This is a genomic window from Roseovarius sp. A46 (genome assembly GCF_004126395.1).
In the GTDB taxonomy this organism is placed as follows: Bacteria; Pseudomonadota; Alphaproteobacteria; order Rhodobacterales; family Rhodobacteraceae; genus Roseovarius; species Roseovarius nitratireducens.
This window is the reverse complement of the sequence record NZ_PVWS01000002.1, coordinates 42,790-64,987: the sequence shown is the minus strand read 5'-3', so window position 1 is coordinate 64,987 and position 22,198 is coordinate 42,790. Positions and strand designations below refer to the sequence as shown.

Below are 22,198 nucleotides of genomic sequence, written 5' to 3'. Positions count from 1 at the left end.
CCGCGATGCCCCGCGATCCCCTGCTGCGCGCCTGGGCCGTGCTGATCGGGCTCAGCCTCGGCTCGACCGCCTTGTCGCTCTGGCTCTGGCCGCCGGGCCTCACGGCGATCGCCGGGGTGTCCATCCTGACACTCGCATGGCTCAAGGCCCGGGTGATCCTCGCGCAATACCTCGGGCTGGCGCAGGCACCATTCTGGCGGCACGGGTTCGAGATCGCGCTCGCCCTGTTCTGCCTCGTCCTTCTCGGGCTCTACCTCGCGCCGGGCCTGGGCTAGGCTCGGGGCCGGAACGCCGCGGCTAATGTCTCGGGAAGGTCAAACTCGTCAAGCACGCGCGCGCGCCCTTGCGCCGACATCTTGCGCGCCGTCTTGACGACGATCCTTTCGAGCTTTGCCGGGTCCTGCGTGGGCGCAAATGGGGCGAAATACCACTTCAGGAAGGTGAAACAGATGACATCTTCCAACGCCTGCACCTCCGGGTCGCGCTTGATGCCCTCCTTGCGGATCATGCGGCCCGCGCGCTCGGCGTCGGCCCGGTCGTAGCCCGCCTGCAGCATGATCTCGCCCACGCGCTTGGCATGATGTTTGGCAAGCTCGGTGCGCCATTCCAGGTACCCGGCACGCCCCTCCGGAAACTCCTGCCTTTTCATGATCCAGCGTTCGATATGCTGACCCCGTGCGGCGATCTGCAACGGCGCCGAGGCATCGGGAAACAGCCTGGACAACTCCGCGCTCATTCTCTGGCCATAAAGCTGCGCGGCCGGTTGCCCCTCTGTCGTGTCGGGGTCGTGCGCGTTGGCCGCATCAATTGCGGCGAGGGCAATTTCGAGCCTGTTCACAGTGCCTTGCCCCATGCGTCTGCCGGATCTCTTTCGGCATAGTCATGCAGCGCCTCGATATCGTCGATGGTGGCGTTGTGGCGTGCGATATGCACTCCAACGGGTTTCAGCTTGGCAAATGCCCGCGACAGGCTCTCGGGTTTCATTCCCAACCGTCCGGCAATCAGCACCTTGTCATAAGGCAGCGTCACCACGCAGGTCCCGGAATCACGCGTGCAAAGATGTATCAGGAAATCCGCAACACGCTGCGCGCCGGTCTGCGATTTGATCTGCTCGACCTGCCCGACAAGATCGTGCAGGTGCTGGAAGGTCGAGGCCAGAACGGCAATCGCCACTTCCGGTTCCCGATGCAGGATAGAGATGAAACGACGCGCCGGGATCTGCATGAGAACACAATCGGTCACGGCTTCGGCCGACACCGGATAGGGCTGCATCCGAAACGCCACCGCCTCGCCAAAGCTGTGGCCTCGCGTAAACACGTTGACGACGGCCTCGCTGCCATTCGGCGCAATTCTGTAAAGCTTGACCCACCCGTCTAGAACCACGTGGATCACGCTCGCGTTCTCTCCCTGCAGGAAAACCGTTTCTCCCCGGGCGAATTCACGGATCGATGCATCGCTCAGCAATGCGTCGGTCACCTGCTCCGGCAGGTTGGCCAGAAGCAGCGATCTTTTCGCAATCTCTAGACTCTCGGATTTCTTCATGAGGATCAAACCACCGACCAGAGCACGTTGTTCGCCTCGAGTCTTAGCGCAATGGCTGCCGCCGGTCCATCGGCAGACAAGCTGTCCCTGTCAACGCTTCTGTTTTCCGGTCAAGACCTTGCTGGAGAGTGGCCTGGCACGGGACCGGTCATCATGTAGTGGCTTCGGTCCGGCGTTGGCGACGTTTGAGCACCGGGCACGTCCCCGGATCGTTCATCACCACCTGACATCGCAGGCAGAGCACGCATTCATTGGGGTTGATGCGCCCCAGCGGGTCGATCGCACCGACGGTGCATTTCGTCTCGCAAAGTCGGCATTCGCGGCCGCATTGCGGGCGGCGGTGCAGCCAGTCGAAGACCCGTAACTTCGCCGGGATCGCCAGCCCCGCGCCAAGCGGGCAGAGATAGCGGCAATAGAACCGCTCGATGAAGAGCCCCGCCAGAAGCAGCACCAGAACAAGGGCGACGAACGGCCAGGCGCGCATCATCCGCATAGAAATGGCGGTCTTGAACGGTTCCGCCTCGGCCAGACGCAGCGCCAGGTCCATCGAGTAGAAGCTGAGCGCGAGGATCGCCAGAAAGAGCGTGTATTTGATGATCCAGAGCCGCTCATGCACCGCGTGCGGCACCGTGATCTGCGGCACGCCCAGACGGCGCGCGGCGAGGCTTGTCAACTCCTGCAGCGCCCCGAAGGGACAGAGCCAGCCGCAAAATACCCCGCGCCCCCAGAACAGCAGGCCCAGCGCTACGCCGGACCAGAGCGTGAAGATAACCGGCTCGATCAGGAAGGTCTCCCAGCGAAAGCCCGAAAGCAGCGACTGCACGAAAGCCACCACCTGCACGACCGACAATTGCCCACCCAGCACCCAGCCCAGCCACACGAGCGTGAGGGTGAGATATCCCAGCCGGAGCCCCAGCCACAGCCGTTTGCGTCGGACGATCCATTCCTGCGCCAGCAGGATCAGCGTGAGCGCGGCCATCATGACCATGACGGAGGCGACCTGAAGCCGTTTTTCCTGCCAACGCTCTTGCCAGAGCGGCGCGGGCTCGGCGGGCGGCTCGGTGATATAGGCGGCAGGCAGTGCGTAACCCAGATGGGCGGCAAAGCTGACCTCCCCTGTCTCGGCAGCCCGGCTTGCCCGCAATTCCAACGTGAAGGGCTGCGTGGGATCGAATTCGTCACCCGGCAGGCGGAAGATGCTGCGTTCCTTGAACTCGGGCTTGCCTTCGATGGCCAGCTCGTCGATCCGGGTGTAGCCGGATTTGATCAGCGCGATGCGCGCCTCGCCCTGCACCACCGTCAGCCGATCGAACACACCGTCCTGACGCCAAGCGGTACCGCGATGCGAGTAAAGCCCGCGCGAGGCGACGAAAAGCGCGGTTTCCCCGGGGCCAAGCGCCCCCACCGCGCGTGTATATTGCTGTTGGCCCAGAATGTTACGGCCAATCACAGGCGGATCGAGCAGGGCCGCGTATAGCTCTATGAAAGGCGCATCACCCTCCGGCACCGGCACCTTGGCGCCGGCCAGCGCCTCGGCCGCCTCGGTCAGGGTTACCTTGCGGCTCGTGATGGCCCCCTGCCCCATCAGTGCAGCCCAGTCGCGGGGTTTATATGTTACCCGGTCGATCCCGCCGCCCGGCAACAGCCCGCGCGCGATGGCCAGCGTGCGCGCGGTGCGCAGGATCGAATCGCGGATCACCCCGGTGGAGACTGTGGCGCGCGAGATGATGTCAGGCATATCCGGCCCCGGGCCGGGGCCGCCCGGATCGGCCAGATCGACCCCGGCAAAGCCACCGACGAAGCGCGCGATGTCATCGTCCGACAGACCCAGCGTCAAGATCGGCTCGGCATGACGCATGAGCCGCGCCCCGGCGATACGGCCCTGCATGTCCACGGCCACGAGCATATCCAGCGGGCGGCCCGAATAGCCAACTGACCGCGTCACCTCCCAAGTCGAGGCAATGAAGCCCGCCACGCCTGTCGGCCCGGAGATCTGCCAGCCTGGCGCAGCCTCGTCCTGCCGGGTCACGCTCAGCGACCCATCGAGATCAAGGAGTTCGGCGGCCATCTCGCGGGTGGGAACGGCAGGAGACATCGTCCGCTCTAAGCCGGGCCGCGCCACACCCTGCGCCCATAGGGACCCGAAAGGCCACAAAAGAGCGATCAGACAGAAAGCTAGGAGCGCGCGCATCATCCACCGCTTGTCGCGCCAGGTCGAGCGGCGAGCGTTGACTTTGGTCAAGGAGATCACCCCGCCCCCGGCGCAGGCTCGGCCCTGCCTCACCAGCGGAATTGGAGAAACCCAAATGATACCCAGGAAAGCCACATGGCGCGCCACGCTGCTGTCAAGCGCGGCCCTTGCCCTCGGGCTTGCCATCTCAGGCGCCCAGGCCCAAGAGGCAAAGCCCGCCGACCATGCCGACGGCCCCGCGGCGGCCTATGAGCCCAGCATGACCACGCTTGGCCAGCTTCAGGTCGAAATACCGGGGCGCAAACCCGGCGACCCGGTGATGACACCAAACGAATACCAAAAGGCCAACACGATCTATTTCGAACGCTGCGCGGGCTGCCACGGCGTCCTGCGCAAGGGCGCAACCGGCAAGCCCCTGACCACCGACATTACCCGTGAAACCGGGTTTGAATACCTGCGCGATTTCATCACCTACGGTTCGCCCGCCGGCATGCCCAACTGGGGCACCTCGGGCGACCTGACCGAGGACGAGGTCGGCATGATGGCGCGCTACCTGCTTCTGGATCCCGCCGCACCACCGGAATTCGGCATGCCCGAGATGCAGGCAAGCTGGAAGGTACACGTCGCCCCCGAGGACCGGCCGACCGAGAAGATGAACGATATCGACATCGACAACCTGTTTTCGGTCACGCTGCGCGATGCCGGGCAAATCGCCCTGATCGACGGGGCCAGTTATGAGATCAAGGCAGTGATCGACACCGGCTATGCGGTGCATATCAGTCGCATCTCGGCCTCTGGCCGCTATCTGCTGGTGATTGGCCGCGACGCCAGGATCAACATGATCGACCTGTGGATGGAGACCCCGGCGACGGTGGCCGAGATCAAGGTCGGAACCGAAGCGCGCTCGGTCGAGACATCCAAGATGGAAGGCTGGGAAGACAAGTATGCGATCGCCGGCAGCTACTGGCCGCCGCAATACGTGATCATGGATGGCGACACGCTGGAGCCCCTCAAGATCAAGTCGACCCGGGGGATGATCTATGACGAACAGACCTACCACCCCGAGCCGCGCGTCGCGGCGATCCTGTCGTCGCACTATAACCCCGAGTTCATCGTCAACATCAAGGAAACCGGCAAGATCCACCTGGTGGATTATTCCAACATCAAAAGCCTGAAAATCACCGAGGTAGAGGCCGAACGCTTTCTGCACGATGGCGGGCTGGACAGTACCAAGCGCTATTTCCTGACGGCGGCAAACGCGCGCAACAAGGTGGTGGTGCTCGACACCAAGGAAGGCGATGTCGAGGCGGTGATCGACACGCAAGGCCTCACCCCGCACCCGGGCCGGGGGGCCAATATCGACCACCCCACCTACGGGCCGGTCTGGGTCACCTCGCACCTTGGCGATGAAACCGTCGCCATGATCGGCACCGATCCCGTGGACCATCCCGACCATGCCTGGAAAATGGTGCAGCAGGTCTATGCGATGGGCGGCGGATCGCTTTTCGTCAAGACACACCCGGAATCGGAGCACCTCTATGTCGATGCGCCGCTCAATCCGGATGCCGAAGTGTCAGGCTCGGTCGTCGTGTTCGATGTGGCCGACCTCGCGCAGGAGGAACCCGAATACACCGTTCTGCCACTGGTGGAATGGGCCGGGATCACCGATGGTCAGCCCCGCGTCGTGCAGGGCGAGTTCAACAAGGCCGGTGATGAAATATGGTTCTCGGTCTGGAACGCGGCGGACAAGGAATCGGCCCTCGTGGTGATCGACGACAAGACGCTGGAGCTCAAGAAGGTGATCAAGGACGAACGCCTGATCACGCCCACGGGCAAGTTCAACGTCTACAACACGCGCGCCGACGTCTACTGACGCGCGCCGCCGGGGTCCCGCAAGAGCGGGTCCCCGGCACCTTTCCCGAATGAACCCCGAGCCAAGCCGAGGAGCCAGGACAATGACAGGCAAGGTTTATCTGATCGGCGCAGGCCCCGGCGCGGCAGACCTGATGACGGTGCGTGCGCGCAGGATGCTGCAAACCGCCGGCGCAGTGGTCTATGATCGGCTGGTCTCGCCGGAAATCCTCGCCCTCGCTCCGACAGATGCCCGGATGGTGCCGGTAGGCAAGGCGCCCAAATGCCATACCGTGCCGCAGGAACGCATCAACGAGATCCTGTGCGAGCTTGCTTGCGAGGGCCTGACCGTTGCCCGGCTAAAGGGCGGCGACCCGCTGATCTTCGGGCGCGGCTCGGAAGAGGCCGCCTATCTCGCCGCCCACGGTATCGAGGTGGAGTATGCCCCCGGCATAACCGCCGCGCAGGGCATGGCGGCGGCGACCGGCGTTCCGCTCACCCATCGCGGGCTCGCGACCGGCGTGCGTTACGTGACCGGTCACCGCGCCCGCGACGCGCGACTCGATCTGGATTGGAAGAGCCTGGCCTGCGAGGACACCACGCTGGTGATCTACATGGGGGCCGCCAATATCGCCGAGATCGCGCTCAACCTGATGCGCGCGGGCCTGCCGGGAACCTTGCCGGTGCTGGCAGTCGCCAATGCCACGACCCCGCGCGAGGCACGAGTACTCTCGCGGCTCGACCGGATCGGCACCGACATGGCCGCTCGCTTGATGGCCGCGCCGGTGCTTTTCGTCCTCGGACACGTGGTGTCGCTCTACCATGACGTCCCGCTGCCGGCCGACTTGCCGCAGGTGATGGCCGGTGAATAGGGCGGCGCTGATACTGGCGTTGGCCGCGACGCCGGCGTTCGCCGATCAGGACGCCGCGGCGCTCGAACGCCTGGTGCGGCAGGATTGCGGCTCATGCCACGGGCTGACGCTCCGCGGAGGGTTGGGGCCGGATATCCGCGCACGGGCCCTTGGGCATCACGACGACGAGAGCCTCGCCGCTGTCATCCTCGACGGCGTCCCCGGCACGCCGATGCCGCCCTGGCGCCCGCTGCTAAGCGAGGAGGATGCAAGGTGGATTGCCGAGTATCTGCTGAACGGAGATGCCGAATGACCCGGTTCCGACGCTTGTTCGGGGGCGCTACCTCCGTCGCCCGGCGGGCGACTCCCCCGGAGTATCTGGAGAAAGATGAAACCGGCCCTGCGCTTCTTCTTGGCAAAAGTACCCATTTCCGACACCTGCTGAACGCGGTGACCGTCGTGTTGTGCACTGCCATGGCCACGGGCGCGCAGGCGCAAGCCACGGGCGATCTCGGCCTGGTGGTGGAGCGCGCGAGCGGATCGCTCCTGGTGGTGGACCAGTCCGAGCGCGCGCGGCTGGCACGAATCGAAGGCCTGGGCGATCTGAGCCACGCGAGCCTCGTCTATTCGCCCGACCAGCGCTTTGCCTATGTCTTTGGCCGCGATGGCGGACTCACGAAGGTTGATATCCTCGAACGACGCGTCGTGGCGCGCGTGATGCAGGCGGGCAATTCCATCGGCGGGGCAATATCGGACGATGGCCGTTATGTCGCCGTGTCGAATTACGAGCCGGGCGGCGTGCGGGTGTTCGACGCCGACACGCTGGAAATGGTGGCCGACATCCCCACCGGCTCCAAGACCATCGGGCTGGTGGACATCCCCGGTACGCGCTTCGTCTTCTCGCTGTGGGACAAGGGCGAGACATGGATCGCCGATCTCAGCGGCGACGCCCTGCAGATCACCAGAATCAGCGGCATGGGAAGCAATCCTTACGACGCACTCGTCACGGGCGACGGGCGGACCTATATCGCCGGACTCTTCGGCGAGGATCACCTGACCGCGCTCGACCTCTGGCAGGACAGCCCCACGCCGCGCCCGATACTGCCTGGCTATGCACGGGGGCGTGAGGGGCTGCCGGTCTACAAGATGCCGCATCTGGAGGGCTGGGCGCTTGCCGGGCACGAGTTCGCCTTGCCCGCGATGGGCCAGCACGAAGTGCTCTGGGTCGATGCACGCAGCCTCGAGGAAAGCGGGCGCACCGCCGTCTACGGCCAGCCGGTGTTCGCGATGGCTCGGCCCGATGGTCGCCATGTCTGGGTGAATTTTGCCCACCCGAATAACGACACCATCCAGGTGATCGACACGCTGACCAAGCAGGTCATCCGCACGTTCAAACCTGGCCCTGGTGTGCTGCACATGGAGTTCACCGCGCGCGGCCACGAGGTATGGCTGTCGGTGCGCGATGCCGGCAAGATCATGGTCTACGACACGCAGAGCTTCGAGAAACTGCGTGAGATCGCTGCCGAGAACCCATCGGGCATCTTCTTTACCGCCCGCGCGCACAAGACGGGGCTCTAGAGCGATGCGCTGTTTCGCAGATCCCATCGACCGTGCGTTACTGGATGACTGGCAGCGCGATTTCCCGATCGACGCGCGGCCCTTTGCCGCGCTGGCACAGCACCTGGGCACCTCGGAGGCGGATGTGATCGCTCGGCTGCGGGCCAAGCAGGCGGCCGGACAGATCACCCGGGTCGGGGCCACCGTCGCGCCGGGCACGATCGCGGCCAGCACGCTCGCTGTCGTGGCGGCGCCCGAGGACCGGATCGAGGAGGTGGCAGCGCTGATCGGGGCGGAGCCGGGAGTGAACCATTCCTACCTGCGCGAGAATTCCTGGAACCTGTGGTTCGTCGTCACCGGTCCGGACCGCACCCATGTGGAGGCCACACTGACCCGAATTGGGCAGCGCAGCGGGCTGCGCGTGCTCAACCTCCCGCTGGTGCGACCCTTCAACCTCGATCTGGGATTTTCCCTGCGCGGCGAGGCCTGCGTGAGGCCGGCCGCACCGCCACCCGATGTGTCAGTCCTACAGCCCGGCGACCGCGAGATCGTGCAGGCGCTGGCGCGCGGCCTGCCGCTGATCGAGCGCCCCTATGCCCGTGTCGGTGACGCGCTGGGGCTGAGCATGGACGAGGTGATCGCACGCGTCCGGGCACTGTCGGCGGCGCGGATCATTGCCCGCCTCGGCGTGATCGTGCGTCACCGCGCGCTTGGCTGGCGATCCAATGCTATGGTTGTCTGGGACATGCCGCATGACGCAGTCACGCGCGCCGGGCCGGTTCTTGCGGCCCAACCGGGCGTGACCCTGTGCTACGAACGCAGGCCGGTGGCAGGGGTCTGGCCTTACCGGCTCTATTCCATGATTCACGCTCGCAGCCGGGCCGAAGCGCTGGAAACGCTGGAGGCGGCGGCACGGCGCCCCGAGCTTCAGGACGTGCCGCACCTGGCGTTGTTTTCAAGCCATTGCTTCAAGCAGACCGGCGCGCTCGTGACCCGCGAAAGGAGCCCGGCATGACCCTCGACGCCACCGACCGGGCGATCCTGAACCGACTACAGGAGGGATTTCCGATCACCCCCGAACCCTTTCGCGTCGTGGCGCAGGAACTGGGGTTGAACGAGGCCAGCCTGCTGGCGCGGCTCGAACGATTGAAAGCGGACCGGATCATCACTCGCTTTGGCCCGTTCTACGACGCCGAGGCAATGGGGGGTGCGTTTTGCCTATGCGCCATGGCGGTGCCGGATGCGGATTTCGAATGCGCGCTGACAAAAGTCAATGCCCGGCCAGAGGTCGCGCACAATTATCAACGCGATCACCGGCTCAATATGTGGTTCGTGCTGGCCACGGAAACGGAAGCAGAAATCGAGGACGTGGCCATGTCGATCGAGCGGGAAACAGGGCTGCGCGTGCTCCGTTTCCCGAAACGCCGGGAATTCTTCATCGGGTTCAGGATAGCCGCATGAGCATCGACGCCACAGATCGCCGCATCATCGCCGCCACGCAGGGCGGGCTGCCGCTGGTACCCGAGCCCTATGCTGCCATCGCGGCGGAGTTGGGGCTGAGCGTGGCCACGCTCTGCGACCGCCTGCATGCCATGCAGGAGCGCGACGTGATCCGTCGTATCGCGGCGGCTCCCAATCATTATGCCTTGGGGATGGTGGCCAATGGCATGTCGGTCTGGGATGTCGAGGATGCGGCAGTGGCAGCGCTGGGCATGCGAGTCGGCGCATTGGATTTCGTCAGCCACTGCTACGAGCGACCCCGCGCCCTGCCAGACTGGCCCTATAACCTGTTCGCCATGATCCACGCGGAGAGCCGCGCCGAGGTCGAGGAGAAGCGTGGGCGCATCGCCGCGCTACTGGGTGCGGCCTGTCGCGGCCATGACATCCTCTATTCGACCCGGATTCTGAAGAAGACGGGGCTGCGGCTACGGCCCGAAGGAGACACGTAATGTTTCGCCTGACCGAGTATATGCACCAACTGGTGACCCCCACCCCCGTGCGCCCAAGGCGTGGCGCGGCCGAGGTCAGGCCGGTGGTGATCTGGAACCTTACCCGGCGCTGTAACCTGAAATGCCGGCATTGCTACACGGTCTCCGCAAACGTGGATTTCCCCGGCGAGCTGACCCATGCGCAGGCCATGGCGACGCTCGACGATCTGGGCGATTTCGGGATCCCCGCACTGATTCTGTCGGGGGGCGAACCGCTCGACAGACGGGACCTGTTCGAGATCGCGCACGCGGCACGCGACAAGGTGCGGATGCTGGCGTTGTCGACCAACGGGACGCAGATCCATGGCGAGACGGCGGATCGCGTGGCCGAGGTCGGCTTTGACTATGTCGGCATTTCCATCGACGGGATCGGCAAGACCAATGACTGGTTTCGCGGCGTGGATGGTGCCTTTGCCGACGCATTGCGCGGGGTGCGCGAATGCAAAAAGCGCGGCATCAAGGTGGGGCTGCGGTTCACGCTGACGCGGGACAACGCGACCCAATTGCCTGACTTGCTACAGCTTTGCGATGACGAGGGGGTGGACAAGTTCTACCTCTCGCACCTCGTCTATGCCGGGCGTGGTGACAAGAACCGGGGGGAGGATGCGGTGCACGCCCATACCCGTGCCGCCCTCGACGCGTTGATCGACCGCGCCTGGGTGGCTGCGGCGGACAGCGCGCCGCTCGATATCGTGACTGGCAACAACGATGCCGACGCCGTCTATCTGCTGCGCTGGGCCGAGCGTCACTTCACCCCCGACCGCGTGGCGCATCTGCACGCCCATCTTGAGGCCTGGGGCGGCAATTCCTCTGGCCTCGGCGTGGCCAATATCGACACGCTGGGACGTGTGCATCCCGATACCTACTGGTCGGACTACACCGTGGGGAACGTGAAGACCGCGCGCTTCTCCGATCTGTGGACCGGCGACGACCCGATGCTGGCGCAACTGCGCCGCCGTCCGCGCCCGCTCAAGGGGCGCTGCGGGGCCTGCGCCCATCAGTCGGTCTGCGGCGGCAATACCCGTATCCGCGCACTGCAACTGACCGGCGATCCCTGGGCCGAGGACCCGGCCTGTTACCTTGATGACGAAGAGATCGGCGTGCGCGACGCGGGCGACCGCCTGGCCGTCACCCCCTTCAGAGGCAAGCGACATGATCCGGCTCATCGTTTCCACTAGCGCGTTGACCCTCGCCGCCGGCATGGCACTCGCAGAACCGGCAGAGACCTACGACGCCCATTGCGCCGCATGCCACGGGGCGGATCGGCTGGGCGGCCTTGGGCCCGCGCTCATCCCCGAGACACTGGGGCGGATGCGCGGTCCCGACCTGACCCAAGTGATCTCCAGCGGGCGCGCGGCCTCGCAGATGCCAGCTTTTGCCGGTCAAATCGGCGAAGGCGGCATCGCAGCGCTGGCCGACTGGCTGCGCAAACCGCTGGCCGAGGTGCCGGAATGGGGCCTGACCGAGATCGCGGCGACACGCTGGTTCGACCCCGAGTACACCCCTGCCGAGACCCCGGCATTCGACGCCGACCCCCTCAACATCACGCTGGTGGTGGAGACGGGCGACCATCATGTCAGCGTTCTGGATGGGGACACGTTCAAGGTACTCGACCGATTCCAGACGCCCTTTGCCGTGCATGGCGGCCCGAAATTTTCGCCTGACGGGCGCTATGTCTTCATCATGTCGCGCGATGGCTGGGTGCAGAAATACGATATCTGGTCGCTGCATCAGGTGGGCCGCGTGCGCGCGGGCCTCAACAGCCGCAACATCGCGATGAGCCGGGACGGCAAGTGGCTCGCGGTGGCCAATTACCTGCCGATGACGCTGACGATCCTCGATACCGATGACCTGAGCGTTGTGAAGGTGATGGCCGTCACGGGCAAGGACGGCACGGCGAGCCGCGTTTCGGCGGTCTATCAGGCACCGCAACGCGACAGCTTCATCCTCGCGCTCAAGGACGTGGCGGAGATCTGGGAGGTCGCCACCGACCCCGAGGCCGACCCCGTCTACGAGGGCTTTGTCCACAGCCGCCGCAAGGACATGATCGAGGCGCTGCCCTCGTCTCAGGGCCTTTTCGCGCGGCGGCGGATCATGTTGAGCGCACCACTCGACGATTTCTTCTTTGCCGACGATTATCGCCACCTGATCGGGGCTGCGCGCGATACCGGGCGTGGCGTGGTGGTCAATCTCAACGTGGGCCGCGAGATCGCAGATCTGCCTCTGCCGGGGATGCCGCATCTGGGATCGGGCATTTCATGGGAGCGGGACGGTCGCCGGGTCATGGCCACACCGCACCTGAAGGAGGGTAAGCTCTCGATCATCGACACCGAAAGCTGGACCGTGACCGATACCATCAAGACCGACGGCCCGGGCTTCTTCCTGCGCAGCCACGAGAACACGCGCTATTTCTGGGCCGACGTGTTCTTTGGCCCCAACCGCGACGCGATGCACGTCATCGACAAGCAGAGCCTCGAGATCGTGCGCACCCTGCGCCCGGTGCCGGGCGCCACGGTGGCGCATGTAGAGTTCACCCGCGACGGCAACCACGCGCTTGTCTCGGTCTGGGAAGAGAATGGCGCGGTGATCGTCTACGACGCCGAGACGCTGGAGGAGGTAACCCGCCTTGCGATGCGCAAACCCTCGGGAAAATACAATGTATACAACAAGATCACGTTCTCCGAAGGCACCAGCCATTAGCCCGGCCATGTCCACGCCCAAGCGCCCGCCCCTGCGGCTTTACCTGCTGCTCTACCCGTTCACCGCGCTGGCGGTGGCGATCAATCTCTTCATGCTGGCGCTGATGTGGCAGGCGGTAGGATGGCCCGCCCTGACGCCGGTGACCGCCCTGTGGCTCTGTCTGCCGCTTGGCCTGCCAGCCAACTGGTGGGTGACGCTCTGGGTCCGGGGGCTGATCGACGAAGCAGAAGGCCGGAAATGAGGCGGGCCGCCCCGCACATGTGGCGAGGCGGCCCTTGTACATCGCGCAGAGCCGGTTACTCGAACGTCGCGAGATAGGCGATCACGTCGGCGATCTCCTCTTCCTTGCGCAGGCCGGGAAAGGCCATCTTGGTGCCCTTGGCATATTTGCGCGGGCTGTCGAGGAAGGCAGCCAGTTCCTCTTCGGTCCAGACCGCGTCCTCGGCCGCCATTTCCTGGAACACGTCGGAATACTTGAACCCCTCGACAGATGCGACCGGCCCGCCCACGACACCGTTGAGCACGGGACCGACGCGGTTCTTGGCGCCCTCGCCCACCATGTGACAGGCCTTGCACTTCCGGAATACCTTTTCGCCGGCCTCCGGGTCGCCCTCGGCCCATGCCGGGGCCGCCACGGCCAGTGCGAGAATTGCGGTCACGAGTTTCTTTTTCATGGTGTTTTCCTTTGCTTGGTTGCTGATCTTTCAGGTGAATACCTCGATCCGCGCTCCTGCGAACCGGGCCACGGCGCGCCGGGCCGCACCCTCATCCAGCAGGCAAAGCGCAGTCGAAAGGCCATCGGCGACAGATGCCCGACGGGCGGAAACGCTGACCAGTGCATGGCGCGGTGCGCGGCCAGAAGGGTCGATGATATGGCCCCGCCCGCCCGGCATGACCGTGCCCATCGGCGCAGAGGTGGCCAACGCGCGGTCGCGCAGCGTAACACGCTCAACCAACCGGCGATCCGGGTCGGCGATGCCCGCGCGCCACGCCGCGCCGTCTGCGCGCCGTCCGCGCGCCACGACCTCGCCGATATCCACCAGCACATCGCCGAACCCGCGCGATTTCAGAAGATCGGCGATGCGGTCGGAGACATAGCCCTGCGCGATGCCGTTCAGGGTAAGCGCCATGCCGGGGCGGTCGAACCGCACGGTTCCAGCGTCGAACCGCACGGACTGCCAGCCTACGCGCGACTGCGCCGCGGTCTCTTCCCGGCCCGCTGCGCGCGCCTGCCAGAGCGGTTGCACCGACGGATCAAACGCGCCGCCGGTCGCGTCATGGATCGCGCCCGCCAATGCGAGCACCTCCAACAGCTCGGGCGGGGGCGCGTCGAGACGACCATCCGTATTGAGCCGCACCAGTGCGCTGTCGTCGCGGTAGAGGCTGAATATCCGCTCCAACCGCCGCAACTCGGCCTCCAGCGCGGCAAAGATCGGGCGCGCCTCCAGCGAGGTGACACCCGCGAGGATCATCGTGGCCGGTGCCCCCAGTGCGACGCCATTCCAGCGGGCGTTCTGGCCTGCGACGGCGGCAGAGGGCGCGGCCAGCGCGGCCGCGGAAATGCTCAGGAAACGGCGGCGGGTCAGGGTCATGTCCGGGTCTCCTCCAGCACGATGTCTACGGGGGCGAGCACGGTCTCGGGCGGGATGGCGTCGAGCGTCATCACCTCGCCGCCCTTGTCGGCAGCAAACGCACGCGCCGCTGCGGCGTCCGAAAACGGCACGATCTCGGGCGCACCCATGCCTCCGGTGACGTCCGCGCCTACCACGAAATGCGCAGTGGCGGCCTCGGTCCAGTTGTCGATTCCGGGCGCATCCCAGCTCGGAGCACGACCCATGTCGCTGACATAGACGGCACGGATCTCGGCATCGCGCTCGGGCCCCTTCAGATAGGCCAGCGCGTCGCGCACCTGGCTGAAGAAAATCGGATCGGGCAATCCGGCGAGGTGGATCTGCGCCTTGGGGCCGGGGTGCTGGTCGAGCTGCATCATGCAGAAATGGCCCAGCGCATCGCTGGTCATGGTGACGGGGTCGGGGGCGCGCGCCTCTTCTTCCTGGCAGGCGGCCAGGACCAGCATTGCGATCACGGCAAGATGCCTCATGGCTCGACCCTCTCAAATACCGTCCGCGCCAGCGCAAGCGCCAATACCGGCCACAACAAGAGCGACAGTGGCGCAGCCCAGCCGGGCAGAACCTCGCCCGCGCCCGCCATACCGGACACCAACGCCACCTCCTGCGCCGCCGAGACATTCCACAGCCGGAACGCGTCCGCCGGGTTTAGCGCCAGAAGCCACGGGAAGACGTGTTTGGTAAACCCGCCCCCCGCATCCATCACCAGCGCGCCGAGCAGCCCGAGATCGTAGAGCACCACCAGCACCAGCCACAGCGCCACCGCCAGCCCAGCGGCCCCAGCGCCGCTACCCGACAGCGCCGAGGCGACATAGCCCAGCGCAAGGAAGCAGGCCCCCAGCAGGATCGCCGTGGCGATGAGCCGCGCGAGCGCCTGCACGCTCGCCGGTCCCGCGCCCCCCGCGAGCCAGGCCGCGACCCCGGCAGAGCCGAGGCCGAGCGCGATGGCGATGGCCAGCACCGCAAGATGCGCCGCGAACTTGCCCAGCAGCATTTCGCCGCGGCTGAGCGGGTAGGTGAGCGTGAGCCCCAGCGTGCCGCGCTCCGCCTCTCCCGCGATGGCGTCGAAGGCGATCATCAGCGCGAGGAAGGGCGCGAGGTATACCGCGAGCGTCGTCATCGAAGCGACCGAGACCGTCAGCAAATCCACCCCCAGCGATCCGGTGGGCGCCGATCCGGCAAAGGTCAGCGCCAGCGCGAAGAGCGTCATCAGCACCGTGGCCGACGCCAGCCAGCGGTTGCGCGTCTGAATGCGGAATTCGGTCGCCGCGATAGCCATGATCCGGGTGATCATTGCCTGTTCTCCCCGCAATAGTGTCGATAGAGGTCCTCCAGGCTCGGTGGCACCATCTCTACATCGCGGACCGCTTCACCCAGCCCCGAGATACGCGCGAGCTGCGCCATCTTCTGCTCGGTCGTGCAGTCCAACTCAACGGCGCGGCCATTGACGCGCCGCCCGCCAAGCTCGGCCTGCACCGCCTCTGCCGCGCCCTCGCGCGCCGTGAGGCGGATGCGCGTGGGCAGCGCGGCTGCGCGCGCGAGGTTGCCAAGGCTGTCATCCGCCACCAGCCGCCCCTTGGCCATGATCGCGATGCGGTCGGTGCGCGCCTCCAGCTCGGTGAGCGCATGGCTCGCGATCAGGAGCGCGGTGCCGTTCGCCGCCATCTCGTCGATAACGGCGTACAGATCGTGGCGCGAGATCGGGTCGAGGCCGCTCGTCGGCTCGTCCAAAAGCGCCACGCGGCGGCGGCCGAGAAGCGCTTGTGCCAGCCCCAGCCGCTGCCGCATCCCCTTGGAATATGTCCCGATGCGACCGTCGGCAGCGGGGGCCAGCCCGACCCGTTCAAGCAGCGGCGCGACGGTTTTCGGATGTTCGCCCGCCAGCCGCGCGAACATGGTCAGTTGCTCGCGCCCCGTCAGCGATCTGTGAAACGCCACCTGCTCGGGCAGGTAGGCGGTGGCGGCGCGCGCCGCCGCACTGCCAGGCGCATGACCGGCCACGCGGATGCTGCCCGCACCGGGCCGGATCAACCCGAGGATCATCTTGATGAGCGTGGATTTGCCCGCGCCGTTATGACCCAGAAGCGCCACCCGCTCGCCCGGGGCCACATCGAGCGTGATACCCCCGAGCACCTGCGTGCGCCCAAAGCTCTTGTCCAGCCCCGCGATGGCCAGCGCCGTGTCACGATCCGTCATGTTTCAGCTCCCAGTCCGGGATGGAAATCTCCACCGGCTGCATCATTGGCGCACGGTCCACCACGCCACCCGGCAACAGCGCCGGAAACGCCGATTGCGCCCATTTCACCAGTTGCACGGCCGGCGCGCCCAATAGCAGCTTGGCCGCCGGTTGCGTCCACAGGATGTGATCCATGCTGTCATTGGGCCGGTAGGGCGCATCGGCGACGCCGTCGCCGTCGAGGTCATAGCCCGCGAAATCGGACCAGTAATTGCCGCGCCCGCCTTCGCTCCAGTCCACCCAGGTGGAGCCCACGTATTTTACCTGCGTGCGGTTTCCGACAAAGGCGTTGCCGGTAATCCTGTTACGCTCGGAACCGGCGGTAAAATGCACGCCGATGTCGCAGCGCTCGAAGCGGTTGCCGGTGATCTCGTTCTTGTGGGCATTATAGATGAACAGGCATTTTGTACCGCCGCCCAGAACCAAATTGCCCCGCACCTCCGAACCATTGGTATAATTGAGCATCACCCCGTGCTCGGCATCGTTCACCGAGACGTTGTCGATGATCTTCACACCCCGCGAATACATCACGGCAAAGCCAAGGCCGTTGCCGATGGAGAGGTTGCCGCGCACTTCCGAGCGGTTGGCATACATATAGTGCACCGCAAAGCGCAGGTCGCGGAAACGGTTTCCGACAAAGTCGTTGGAATGCGACGTGTTGACAAAGATGCCGTCGCGGCCCCAGCGGACATCGTTGCCGATGACCCGGGCGCCGGGCGCGTTCCAGACATAGACACCGTTGCCGCGTTCGTTCATCCGGTGGTCTTGCCGTCCCTCGATCACGTTGCGTGCGACCAGCGCGTCGCGCGCGCCGTGGATATCCACGCCGTAGAGGTTGCCGGTCAGGCGATTGCCCGTCACACGGGCCTCATCCGCCCCTTTCAACAGGCGAATACCGCTGTCGAGAGATTCGTGATCGCTGCCCGATCCGGTGATGGCACAGCCGGTGATCGTCACGTCGGGCGCCGTCACCTTGATGACAGAGCCCTGCCCGCCACCGTCAATCCGCGCGCCCGGCGCGCAATCGAGGGTCAGCGGTTTGTCAATCTCTATGCCGCCGCGATGGCGGCCCGGGCCAAGGCGGAGAATATCCCCCGCCTTGGCCCCTTGCACGGCCTGCGCCAGCGCCCCATCCGCCGCCGGCACGTCACCGATCTCTGCCCGGGCGCCCCCGGGCAGGATCAGGCAAAGCGCCAGCAGGATATCGGCAAGGCGCCGCATGGCTCAGGCGCCCCGCGGCTCGACCAGCATCCGGCCGCGCATCTCCATATGGAGCGCGTGGCAGAACCACTGGCAGTAGAACCAGTGCACGCCCGGACGGTCGGCGGTGAAGGTGACCGAGGCGGTGGCTTGCGGCGCGATCTCCATCGCCACCCCGTGGTTCGAGATGGTCAGCCCGTGGGTCACGTCGTCGATATCGTCGAGATTGGTGACGTAGATCGTCACCTCGTCGCCCTGCCGCACGGTGAACTTCTCCATCGAGAAGGTCGGGGCTATGGACCACATGTAGATGCGCACCTTGTTGCCGTCGCGGATCGGCTCGGGGTGGCCGTCCTCCAGCACCACGCCATCGGCCTCGGCCTGCTTGCGCGCCTCTTCCCACGTCGGATCGTTGCGATCCCAGACATTCACCGGGTTTACGATATCGCGACGCACGATGACGCAGTCATGCGGCTCGGCAAAGGTCGGGCCATCATGAACGACCGGCATGTCATCCTGCGTGATGTCCAGAAGCTGCTCGTTCTCGGGCTTGAGCGGCCCGACATTTATGAACCGATCCTTGGAGAACTTATTAAGCGAGATCAGCCACTTGCCATCTGCCTCTTTGGTCTCTCCCATCGAGGTGTGGTTGTGACCGGGCTGGTACATCACGTCGGTCTTGGTCACGATCGGGTCCACGTCCTCGCCGGCATAGGCGCGCACGGCCTTCTCGATGTCCCATTTCACGATCTGGCTGTCGAGGAACAGCGTCGTATAGGCCATACCCTTGCCGTCGAAGGCGGTATGAAGCGGCCCAAGGCCCAGTTCCGGTTCCGCCACGATGCAGGAGCGTTCGTCGGCATTGTCGGTAAAAAGCGCATCGACCTTGGTCACGTCGATCACCGAGCAGGTCGGAGACAGCTTGCCATTGATGACCACGTGGCGCCCGTCCGGCGCGGTGTTGCAGCCATGCGGGCTGTTGGGGACTGGCACGTAGCGGGTATAGTTCTTGTTGCGTCCCTTTCGGCCGTCGATCACCTTCACGCCGCTGTACTCTGTGTAATCACCCGCCGCGATACCCTTCTCGATCTCCTTGATGTTAAAGATCACGCAATGGTCCATCTCGCTCTCGGTCATCTCGGCGAGGTTCATCCCCATTTCCGAGTTGTACGAGGTCGAGAAGGCATACTTGCCCTGATAATCGGCATCGCAGTTATCAAGGTTGCCCGACACCATCACCTGCCACGCGATTTCCATCGTGTCACCGTCGATGGCGGTAAAGATGTTCACGTATTCCTCGGGCTGATCGAGGATCGTGCCATCGTTGACGATCGGCATTTCATGCTCGCCATTGGCAAAGACATAGCCGGTACGCGGGTATTTCTGCGGGCGCAGCCCGTGAATATCACCGGTATTGGGGATCTCGATGATCTTGTCGCATTTCATCACGTCGCAACGCACCCGCGCCACGCGGGTGTTGGCCTTGTCGTTCATGAACAGGTAGCGACCGTCATAGGTCCCGTCGGTAAAGGACATGTGCGGGTGGTGCAGGTCGCCGTTATCATAGGTGACCTTGCCGCGCTTGGCGAGGAACGCCTTGGTTTCCTCGGTCAACCCCTCGGTCAGCACCTTGAGGCTTTCGTTGGTCTGGCCCCAGCCGGTAGCCGAGCAGCGGTTGAACACCGGCACGCGCATCAGCTCGCGCATGGACGGAAATCCGAGGATGCGCATCTCTCCGGTCTGGCCCGAGGACCAGAAGCCGTAATACTCGTCCAGCTCGCCAGGGGCGAGATTGACCTTGCCCGCCGCCTGCGCCATCGGCGCACTGGCGAACAGGCCCGCACCGCCGGTGGTGACCGCGAGCGCGCCGGTGGCGGTGGCCCCCAGCATGCCCCGCCGGCTCAGTTTCATCTGTGTTTTGTCGTCAGACATTAGTGGGTCTCCTTTCCCGCTGTCTTGGGGCTGACGAGGCGCTCCAGCGCACCTCCATCGGCCTCCTGCGCCGCGCGATCCTTCGCGCGGCGTTTCAGTTGCCGGATGATTACCGGGCATTTCACGTCAGACTGGTAGAGCACCTGGCAGTGCAGGCAGTTGACGCATTCGTTGGGGTTGATCTCGCCCGTGGGGTGGATCGCCTGCACCGGGCATTCATGGGCGCAGGTCTGGCACGGGCTGCCGCATTCGCGGTAGCGCTTGAGCCAGTCGAACATCCGCATCCGCGCCGGGATCGCCAGCGCCGCGCCCAACGGGCAGAGATAGCGGCAGTAGAACCGCTCGATGAACAGCCCGATCACCAAGAGCACCACGGCAAAGACCACGAAGGGCCAGTCGCGCACGAATTTGAGGATGATCGCGGTCTTGAAGGGCTCCACCTCGGCCAGTTTCTCGGCCATCGGCATCGAGGCGAGCGAGACGCCGAACAGACCGAGGAAGATCATGTACTTCACCGGCCAGAGCCGCTCATGCAGACCCCAGGGCAGCGTCCATTGCGGCACCTTCAGCAGCCGCGCGACCCGGTTGGTCAGCTCTTGCAGCGCGCCGAATGGGCACAGCCAGCCGCAATAGGCCCCCCGTCCCCAGAAAATCAGCGCCGCGGCCACCGCGAACCACTGGATGAACACCAGCGGGTCCATCAGGAACGCGTCCCAAGTAAACCCCTCGCGCAGCGATCCGGCCAGTGCCATCAGGTTCACGACCGACAGTTGCGCATTCGCATACCAGCCGAGGAACACCAGCGTGACGGTGAGGAACGACATGCGAAACCACAGGTAGGCGCGCGGGTGGGCGGTGATCTGCATCTGGAAGAAGAACGCACCGGTAAGCACCGTCAGCATCACCGCCAGCACCGCGATCTCGGGCGTCTTGTCGCGCCAGATGCGCTGCCACAGCGCAGCCTTGGCGGCGGCCTCTTCATCGGGGGCGTTGATTCGCGGCGCGGGGGCCAGCGGCGCGAGGTAGCGCTCGGGCAGGCGGTAGCCGAGGTCGAACGTGACGAAGGTCTTTTCCACCGCGCCCACGGCCCGCTGCACCAGCAGTTGCAGGCGCCACGGCTCTGCCGGATCAAAGCCGCTGTCGGCGGGGATGCGGAATATGTCGAGTTCGGTGAAACTCGGTGCGCCATCCGCCGCGATCTCACCCAGCCGCCGGTGATCGCGGTCGAAGAACCGCACCGAGCGATCCCCCTGGATAAGCTGTATCCGGTCGAAGATGCCACCTCGCACATACCCCGACCCCTTGAAGGAATAGCGCCCGCGCCCGGCGACGAGCAGCGCGTGGTCGCCCTCGTTCAGCCAGCCTTGCAGGTTGGCGTATTCGTTCTCGCCCAGCAGGCTGCGCCCGATGGTGGGCACGCTGACCAAGGCGGCGCGCATGTCGATGAAGGTGGCCTCGTCCGGGCCCTTCTCGGGCCGTGCGACAGCACGGTCATCGCCGCTCTCGGCAAAGGCGCGGTTGACTTGCCCCACGTCCAGCGTCAGCCCCCGTACCGATCCGTCGCCGGCCAGCACCTGCCAGTCCTCGACCGTGCCCTCGCCGGACTTCAACTCGCGCGCGGGCCCCGCCCGCACCACCGGCGAGAGGCCCCCCAGCCCCAGAGCACGCGCCACCTTGAGCCCGCCGCGCACGAGGCTGTCGTCGATCACCATCACCGTGACCGTCGCCCCCGAGATGATGTCGAGATCGTGCGCCGTGCCCGCCTCCGCAGCCTCGGCCTTGAGGTCTAGCCCGGCATAGCCCTCGATCACGCGGCGCATCTTGGATTCGGGGATGCCGATAAGCACGATGGGCTCGGAATGCTCGACCAGCGCCGCACCGGTCACGACCGCATCATCGTCGATCGCTGCGACAACGTGGATTGGCTTGCCCGAATAGCCGGTAGTGCCTGCGAAATCCGATGTAAGGAAGGCCCACGCCACCGTCTCGCCGTTCCGCAATACCGGGGCGACGGGCACGTCTTCGCGCAGCGCGCCAAAGCCGTCGGCCCCATCGACCAACGTGGCGGGATCGAGATCAGGCAGAAAGCGGCCAAGCTGTGCCCCCTCCTGCGACTGCGCCGCCATAGCGGACAGGGCAAGACCGAGGGCCAGGACAAGACGATAGATGAGATGCGCGACCATGAGACCCCGGCGATCAGATTGCTTGGGCTGGAGCTATGTGATGAGGCTGAGGACCGCGTTGACCAAAGTCAAGGGTCGCACATCACAGCGGCGCGCGGGACAATTCAGAGGCTAATAGTGCGGCGGGCGTTCCGCGCCGAGCACGACGCTGCCCTCGCCCTCGCCCTCGCGGTTCGACTCGCGGCGCAGGAGCCAGGCCACCTGCGCGCGCAGTTGCTCGATCTCGCGATCCTGCCGGGCGATGACGTCCGACAGGTCGTCCACCGCGCGAATAAGATGGGCCAGGCGTTCCTCGATCTCGGTCATGGCGCGGGCTTACGCGGCCCGCGCGCACCGGTC

General features: G+C 65.4%; 23 protein-coding genes. 11 read left to right on the top strand and 12 right to left on the bottom strand.

The window, feature by feature from the left end; genetic code table 11:
• Positions 1 to 5: 5 nt before the first annotated feature.
• Positions 6 to 275 (top strand): nitric oxide reductase F protein, encoded by a 270-nt coding sequence (locus C6W92_RS01750; protein ID WP_129431356.1) that lies wholly within the window; start codon positions 6 to 8, stop codon positions 273 to 275.
• Here C6W92_RS01750 and C6W92_RS01745 read toward each other — a convergent pair.
• The 3 genes from C6W92_RS01745 to C6W92_RS01735 form a co-directional block, all read right to left on the bottom strand.
• Positions 272 to 853 carry a DUF4202 domain-containing protein gene (locus C6W92_RS01745; RefSeq protein ID WP_129431355.1) on the bottom strand — a complete coding sequence of 194 codons (582 nt, stop codon included), beginning with the start codon at positions 851 to 853 and terminating at the stop codon, positions 272 to 274. The genes C6W92_RS01750 and C6W92_RS01745 overlap by 4 nt on opposite strands.
• On the bottom strand, positions 835 to 1,542 hold the full coding sequence (locus C6W92_RS01740; RefSeq protein ID WP_129431354.1) for a Crp/Fnr family transcriptional regulator: 708 nt from the start codon (positions 1,540 to 1,542) through the stop codon (positions 835 to 837). The genes C6W92_RS01745 and C6W92_RS01740 overlap by 19 nt, the downstream gene beginning before the upstream one ends.
• Positions 1,543 to 1,693: 151 nt before the next feature.
• On the bottom strand, positions 1,694 to 3,610 hold the full coding sequence (locus C6W92_RS01735; RefSeq protein WP_241691038.1) for a 4Fe-4S binding protein: 1,917 nt from the start codon (positions 3,608 to 3,610) through the stop codon (positions 1,694 to 1,696).
• A 238-nt stretch (positions 3,611 to 3,848) separates the two neighbouring features.
• Between C6W92_RS01735 and C6W92_RS01730 the strand changes: the two genes are divergently transcribed.
• The 10 genes from C6W92_RS01730 (at position 3,849) to C6W92_RS01685 (ending at position 12,921) form a co-directional block, all read left to right on the top strand.
• The gene (locus tag C6W92_RS01730; protein ID WP_129431353.1) at positions 3,849 to 5,606 is read left to right on the top strand and encodes a cytochrome D1 domain-containing protein; all 1,758 of its coding nucleotides are present in this window, start codon (positions 3,849 to 3,851) and stop codon (positions 5,604 to 5,606) included.
• Between the two features lie 82 nt (positions 5,607 to 5,688).
• A complete protein-coding gene (gene cobA, locus C6W92_RS01725; RefSeq protein ID WP_104018198.1) occupies positions 5,689 to 6,456 on the top strand; it encodes a uroporphyrinogen-III C-methyltransferase in 768 nt (255 codons plus the stop codon).
• A complete protein-coding gene (locus C6W92_RS01720; RefSeq protein WP_129431352.1) occupies positions 6,449 to 6,748 on the top strand; it encodes a cytochrome c in 300 nt (99 codons plus the stop codon). The genes cobA and C6W92_RS01720 overlap by 8 nt, the downstream gene beginning before the upstream one ends.
• Before the next feature lie 161 nt (positions 6,749 to 6,909).
• Complete coding sequence (locus C6W92_RS01715) at positions 6,910 to 8,013, top strand: cytochrome D1 domain-containing protein (protein ID WP_129431491.1); 1,104 nt, start codon at positions 6,910 to 6,912, stop codon at positions 8,011 to 8,013.
• A 4-nt stretch (positions 8,014 to 8,017) separates the two neighbouring features.
• Positions 8,018 to 9,007 (top strand): AsnC family transcriptional regulator, encoded by a 990-nt coding sequence (locus tag C6W92_RS01710; protein ID WP_129431351.1) that lies wholly within the window; start codon positions 8,018 to 8,020, stop codon positions 9,005 to 9,007.
• Positions 9,004 to 9,453, top strand: coding sequence for an AsnC family transcriptional regulator (locus C6W92_RS01705; RefSeq protein WP_129431350.1), 450 nt, complete (start codon positions 9,004 to 9,006; stop codon positions 9,451 to 9,453). Before C6W92_RS01710 ends, C6W92_RS01705 begins: the two co-directional genes overlap by 4 nt.
• Positions 9,450 to 9,941, top strand: coding sequence for an AsnC family transcriptional regulator (locus C6W92_RS01700; RefSeq protein ID WP_129431349.1), 492 nt, complete (start codon positions 9,450 to 9,452; stop codon positions 9,939 to 9,941). The genes C6W92_RS01705 and C6W92_RS01700 overlap by 4 nt, the downstream gene beginning before the upstream one ends.
• Positions 9,941 to 11,158 (top strand): heme d1 biosynthesis radical SAM protein NirJ, encoded by a 1,218-nt coding sequence (gene nirJ / locus C6W92_RS01695; protein ID WP_129431348.1) that lies wholly within the window; start codon positions 9,941 to 9,943, stop codon positions 11,156 to 11,158. The genes C6W92_RS01700 and nirJ overlap by 1 nt, the downstream gene beginning before the upstream one ends.
• The gene (locus C6W92_RS01690; protein ID WP_129431347.1) at positions 11,133 to 12,680 is read left to right on the top strand and encodes a nitrite reductase; all 1,548 of its coding nucleotides are present in this window, start codon (positions 11,133 to 11,135) and stop codon (positions 12,678 to 12,680) included. Before nirJ ends, C6W92_RS01690 begins: the two co-directional genes overlap by 26 nt.
• 7 nt (positions 12,681 to 12,687) lie before the next feature.
• Positions 12,688 to 12,921, top strand: a complete 234-nt coding sequence (locus C6W92_RS01685) for a hypothetical protein (RefSeq protein WP_129431346.1) — start codon at positions 12,688 to 12,690, stop codon at positions 12,919 to 12,921.
• A 55-nt stretch (positions 12,922 to 12,976) separates the two neighbouring features.
• Here the strand turns inward: C6W92_RS01685 and C6W92_RS01680 are convergent, their stop codons facing one another.
• The 9 genes from C6W92_RS01680 to C6W92_RS01640 all read right to left on the bottom strand — a co-directional run bounded on the left by C6W92_RS01680 (position 12,977) and on the right by C6W92_RS01640 (position 22,165).
• Positions 12,977 to 13,354 carry a cytochrome c family protein gene (locus C6W92_RS01680; protein WP_129431345.1) on the bottom strand — a complete coding sequence of 126 codons (378 nt, stop codon included), beginning with the start codon at positions 13,352 to 13,354 and terminating at the stop codon, positions 12,977 to 12,979.
• A gap of 30 nt (positions 13,355 to 13,384) precedes the next feature.
• The gene (locus C6W92_RS01675; RefSeq protein WP_129431344.1) at positions 13,385 to 14,272 is read right to left on the bottom strand and encodes an FAD:protein FMN transferase; all 888 of its coding nucleotides are present in this window, start codon (positions 14,270 to 14,272) and stop codon (positions 13,385 to 13,387) included.
• Positions 14,269 to 14,781 carry a nitrous oxide reductase accessory protein NosL gene (locus tag C6W92_RS01670; protein WP_129431343.1) on the bottom strand — a complete coding sequence of 171 codons (513 nt, stop codon included), beginning with the start codon at positions 14,779 to 14,781 and terminating at the stop codon, positions 14,269 to 14,271. Before C6W92_RS01670 ends, C6W92_RS01675 begins: the two co-directional genes overlap by 4 nt.
• Complete coding sequence (locus tag C6W92_RS01665) at positions 14,778 to 15,599, bottom strand: ABC transporter permease subunit (protein WP_129431490.1); 822 nt, start codon at positions 15,597 to 15,599, stop codon at positions 14,778 to 14,780. The genes C6W92_RS01670 and C6W92_RS01665 overlap by 4 nt, the downstream gene beginning before the upstream one ends.
• Entirely contained in the window at positions 15,599 to 16,504 is a 906-nt protein-coding gene (locus C6W92_RS01660) for an ABC transporter ATP-binding protein (protein ID WP_129431342.1), read from the bottom strand. The genes C6W92_RS01665 and C6W92_RS01660 overlap by 1 nt, the downstream gene beginning before the upstream one ends.
• Positions 16,491 to 17,765 carry a nitrous oxide reductase family maturation protein NosD gene (locus tag C6W92_RS01655; RefSeq protein WP_129431341.1) on the bottom strand — a complete coding sequence of 425 codons (1,275 nt, stop codon included), beginning with the start codon at positions 17,763 to 17,765 and terminating at the stop codon, positions 16,491 to 16,493. The genes C6W92_RS01660 and C6W92_RS01655 overlap by 14 nt, the downstream gene beginning before the upstream one ends.
• A 3-nt stretch (positions 17,766 to 17,768) precedes the next feature.
• Positions 17,769 to 19,676 (bottom strand): TAT-dependent nitrous-oxide reductase, encoded by a 1,908-nt coding sequence (gene nosZ / locus C6W92_RS01650; protein WP_129431340.1) that lies wholly within the window; start codon positions 19,674 to 19,676, stop codon positions 17,769 to 17,771.
• Complete coding sequence (locus C6W92_RS01645; protein ID WP_129431339.1) at positions 19,676 to 21,859, bottom strand: NosR/NirI family protein; 2,184 nt, start codon at positions 21,857 to 21,859, stop codon at positions 19,676 to 19,678. Before C6W92_RS01645 ends, nosZ begins: the two co-directional genes overlap by 1 nt.
• A gap of 111 nt (positions 21,860 to 21,970) precedes the next feature.
• Positions 21,971 to 22,165, bottom strand: a complete 195-nt coding sequence (locus C6W92_RS01640; protein ID WP_104018183.1) for a SlyX family protein — start codon at positions 22,163 to 22,165, stop codon at positions 21,971 to 21,973.
• Between the last annotated feature and the right edge of the window lie 33 nt (positions 22,166 to 22,198).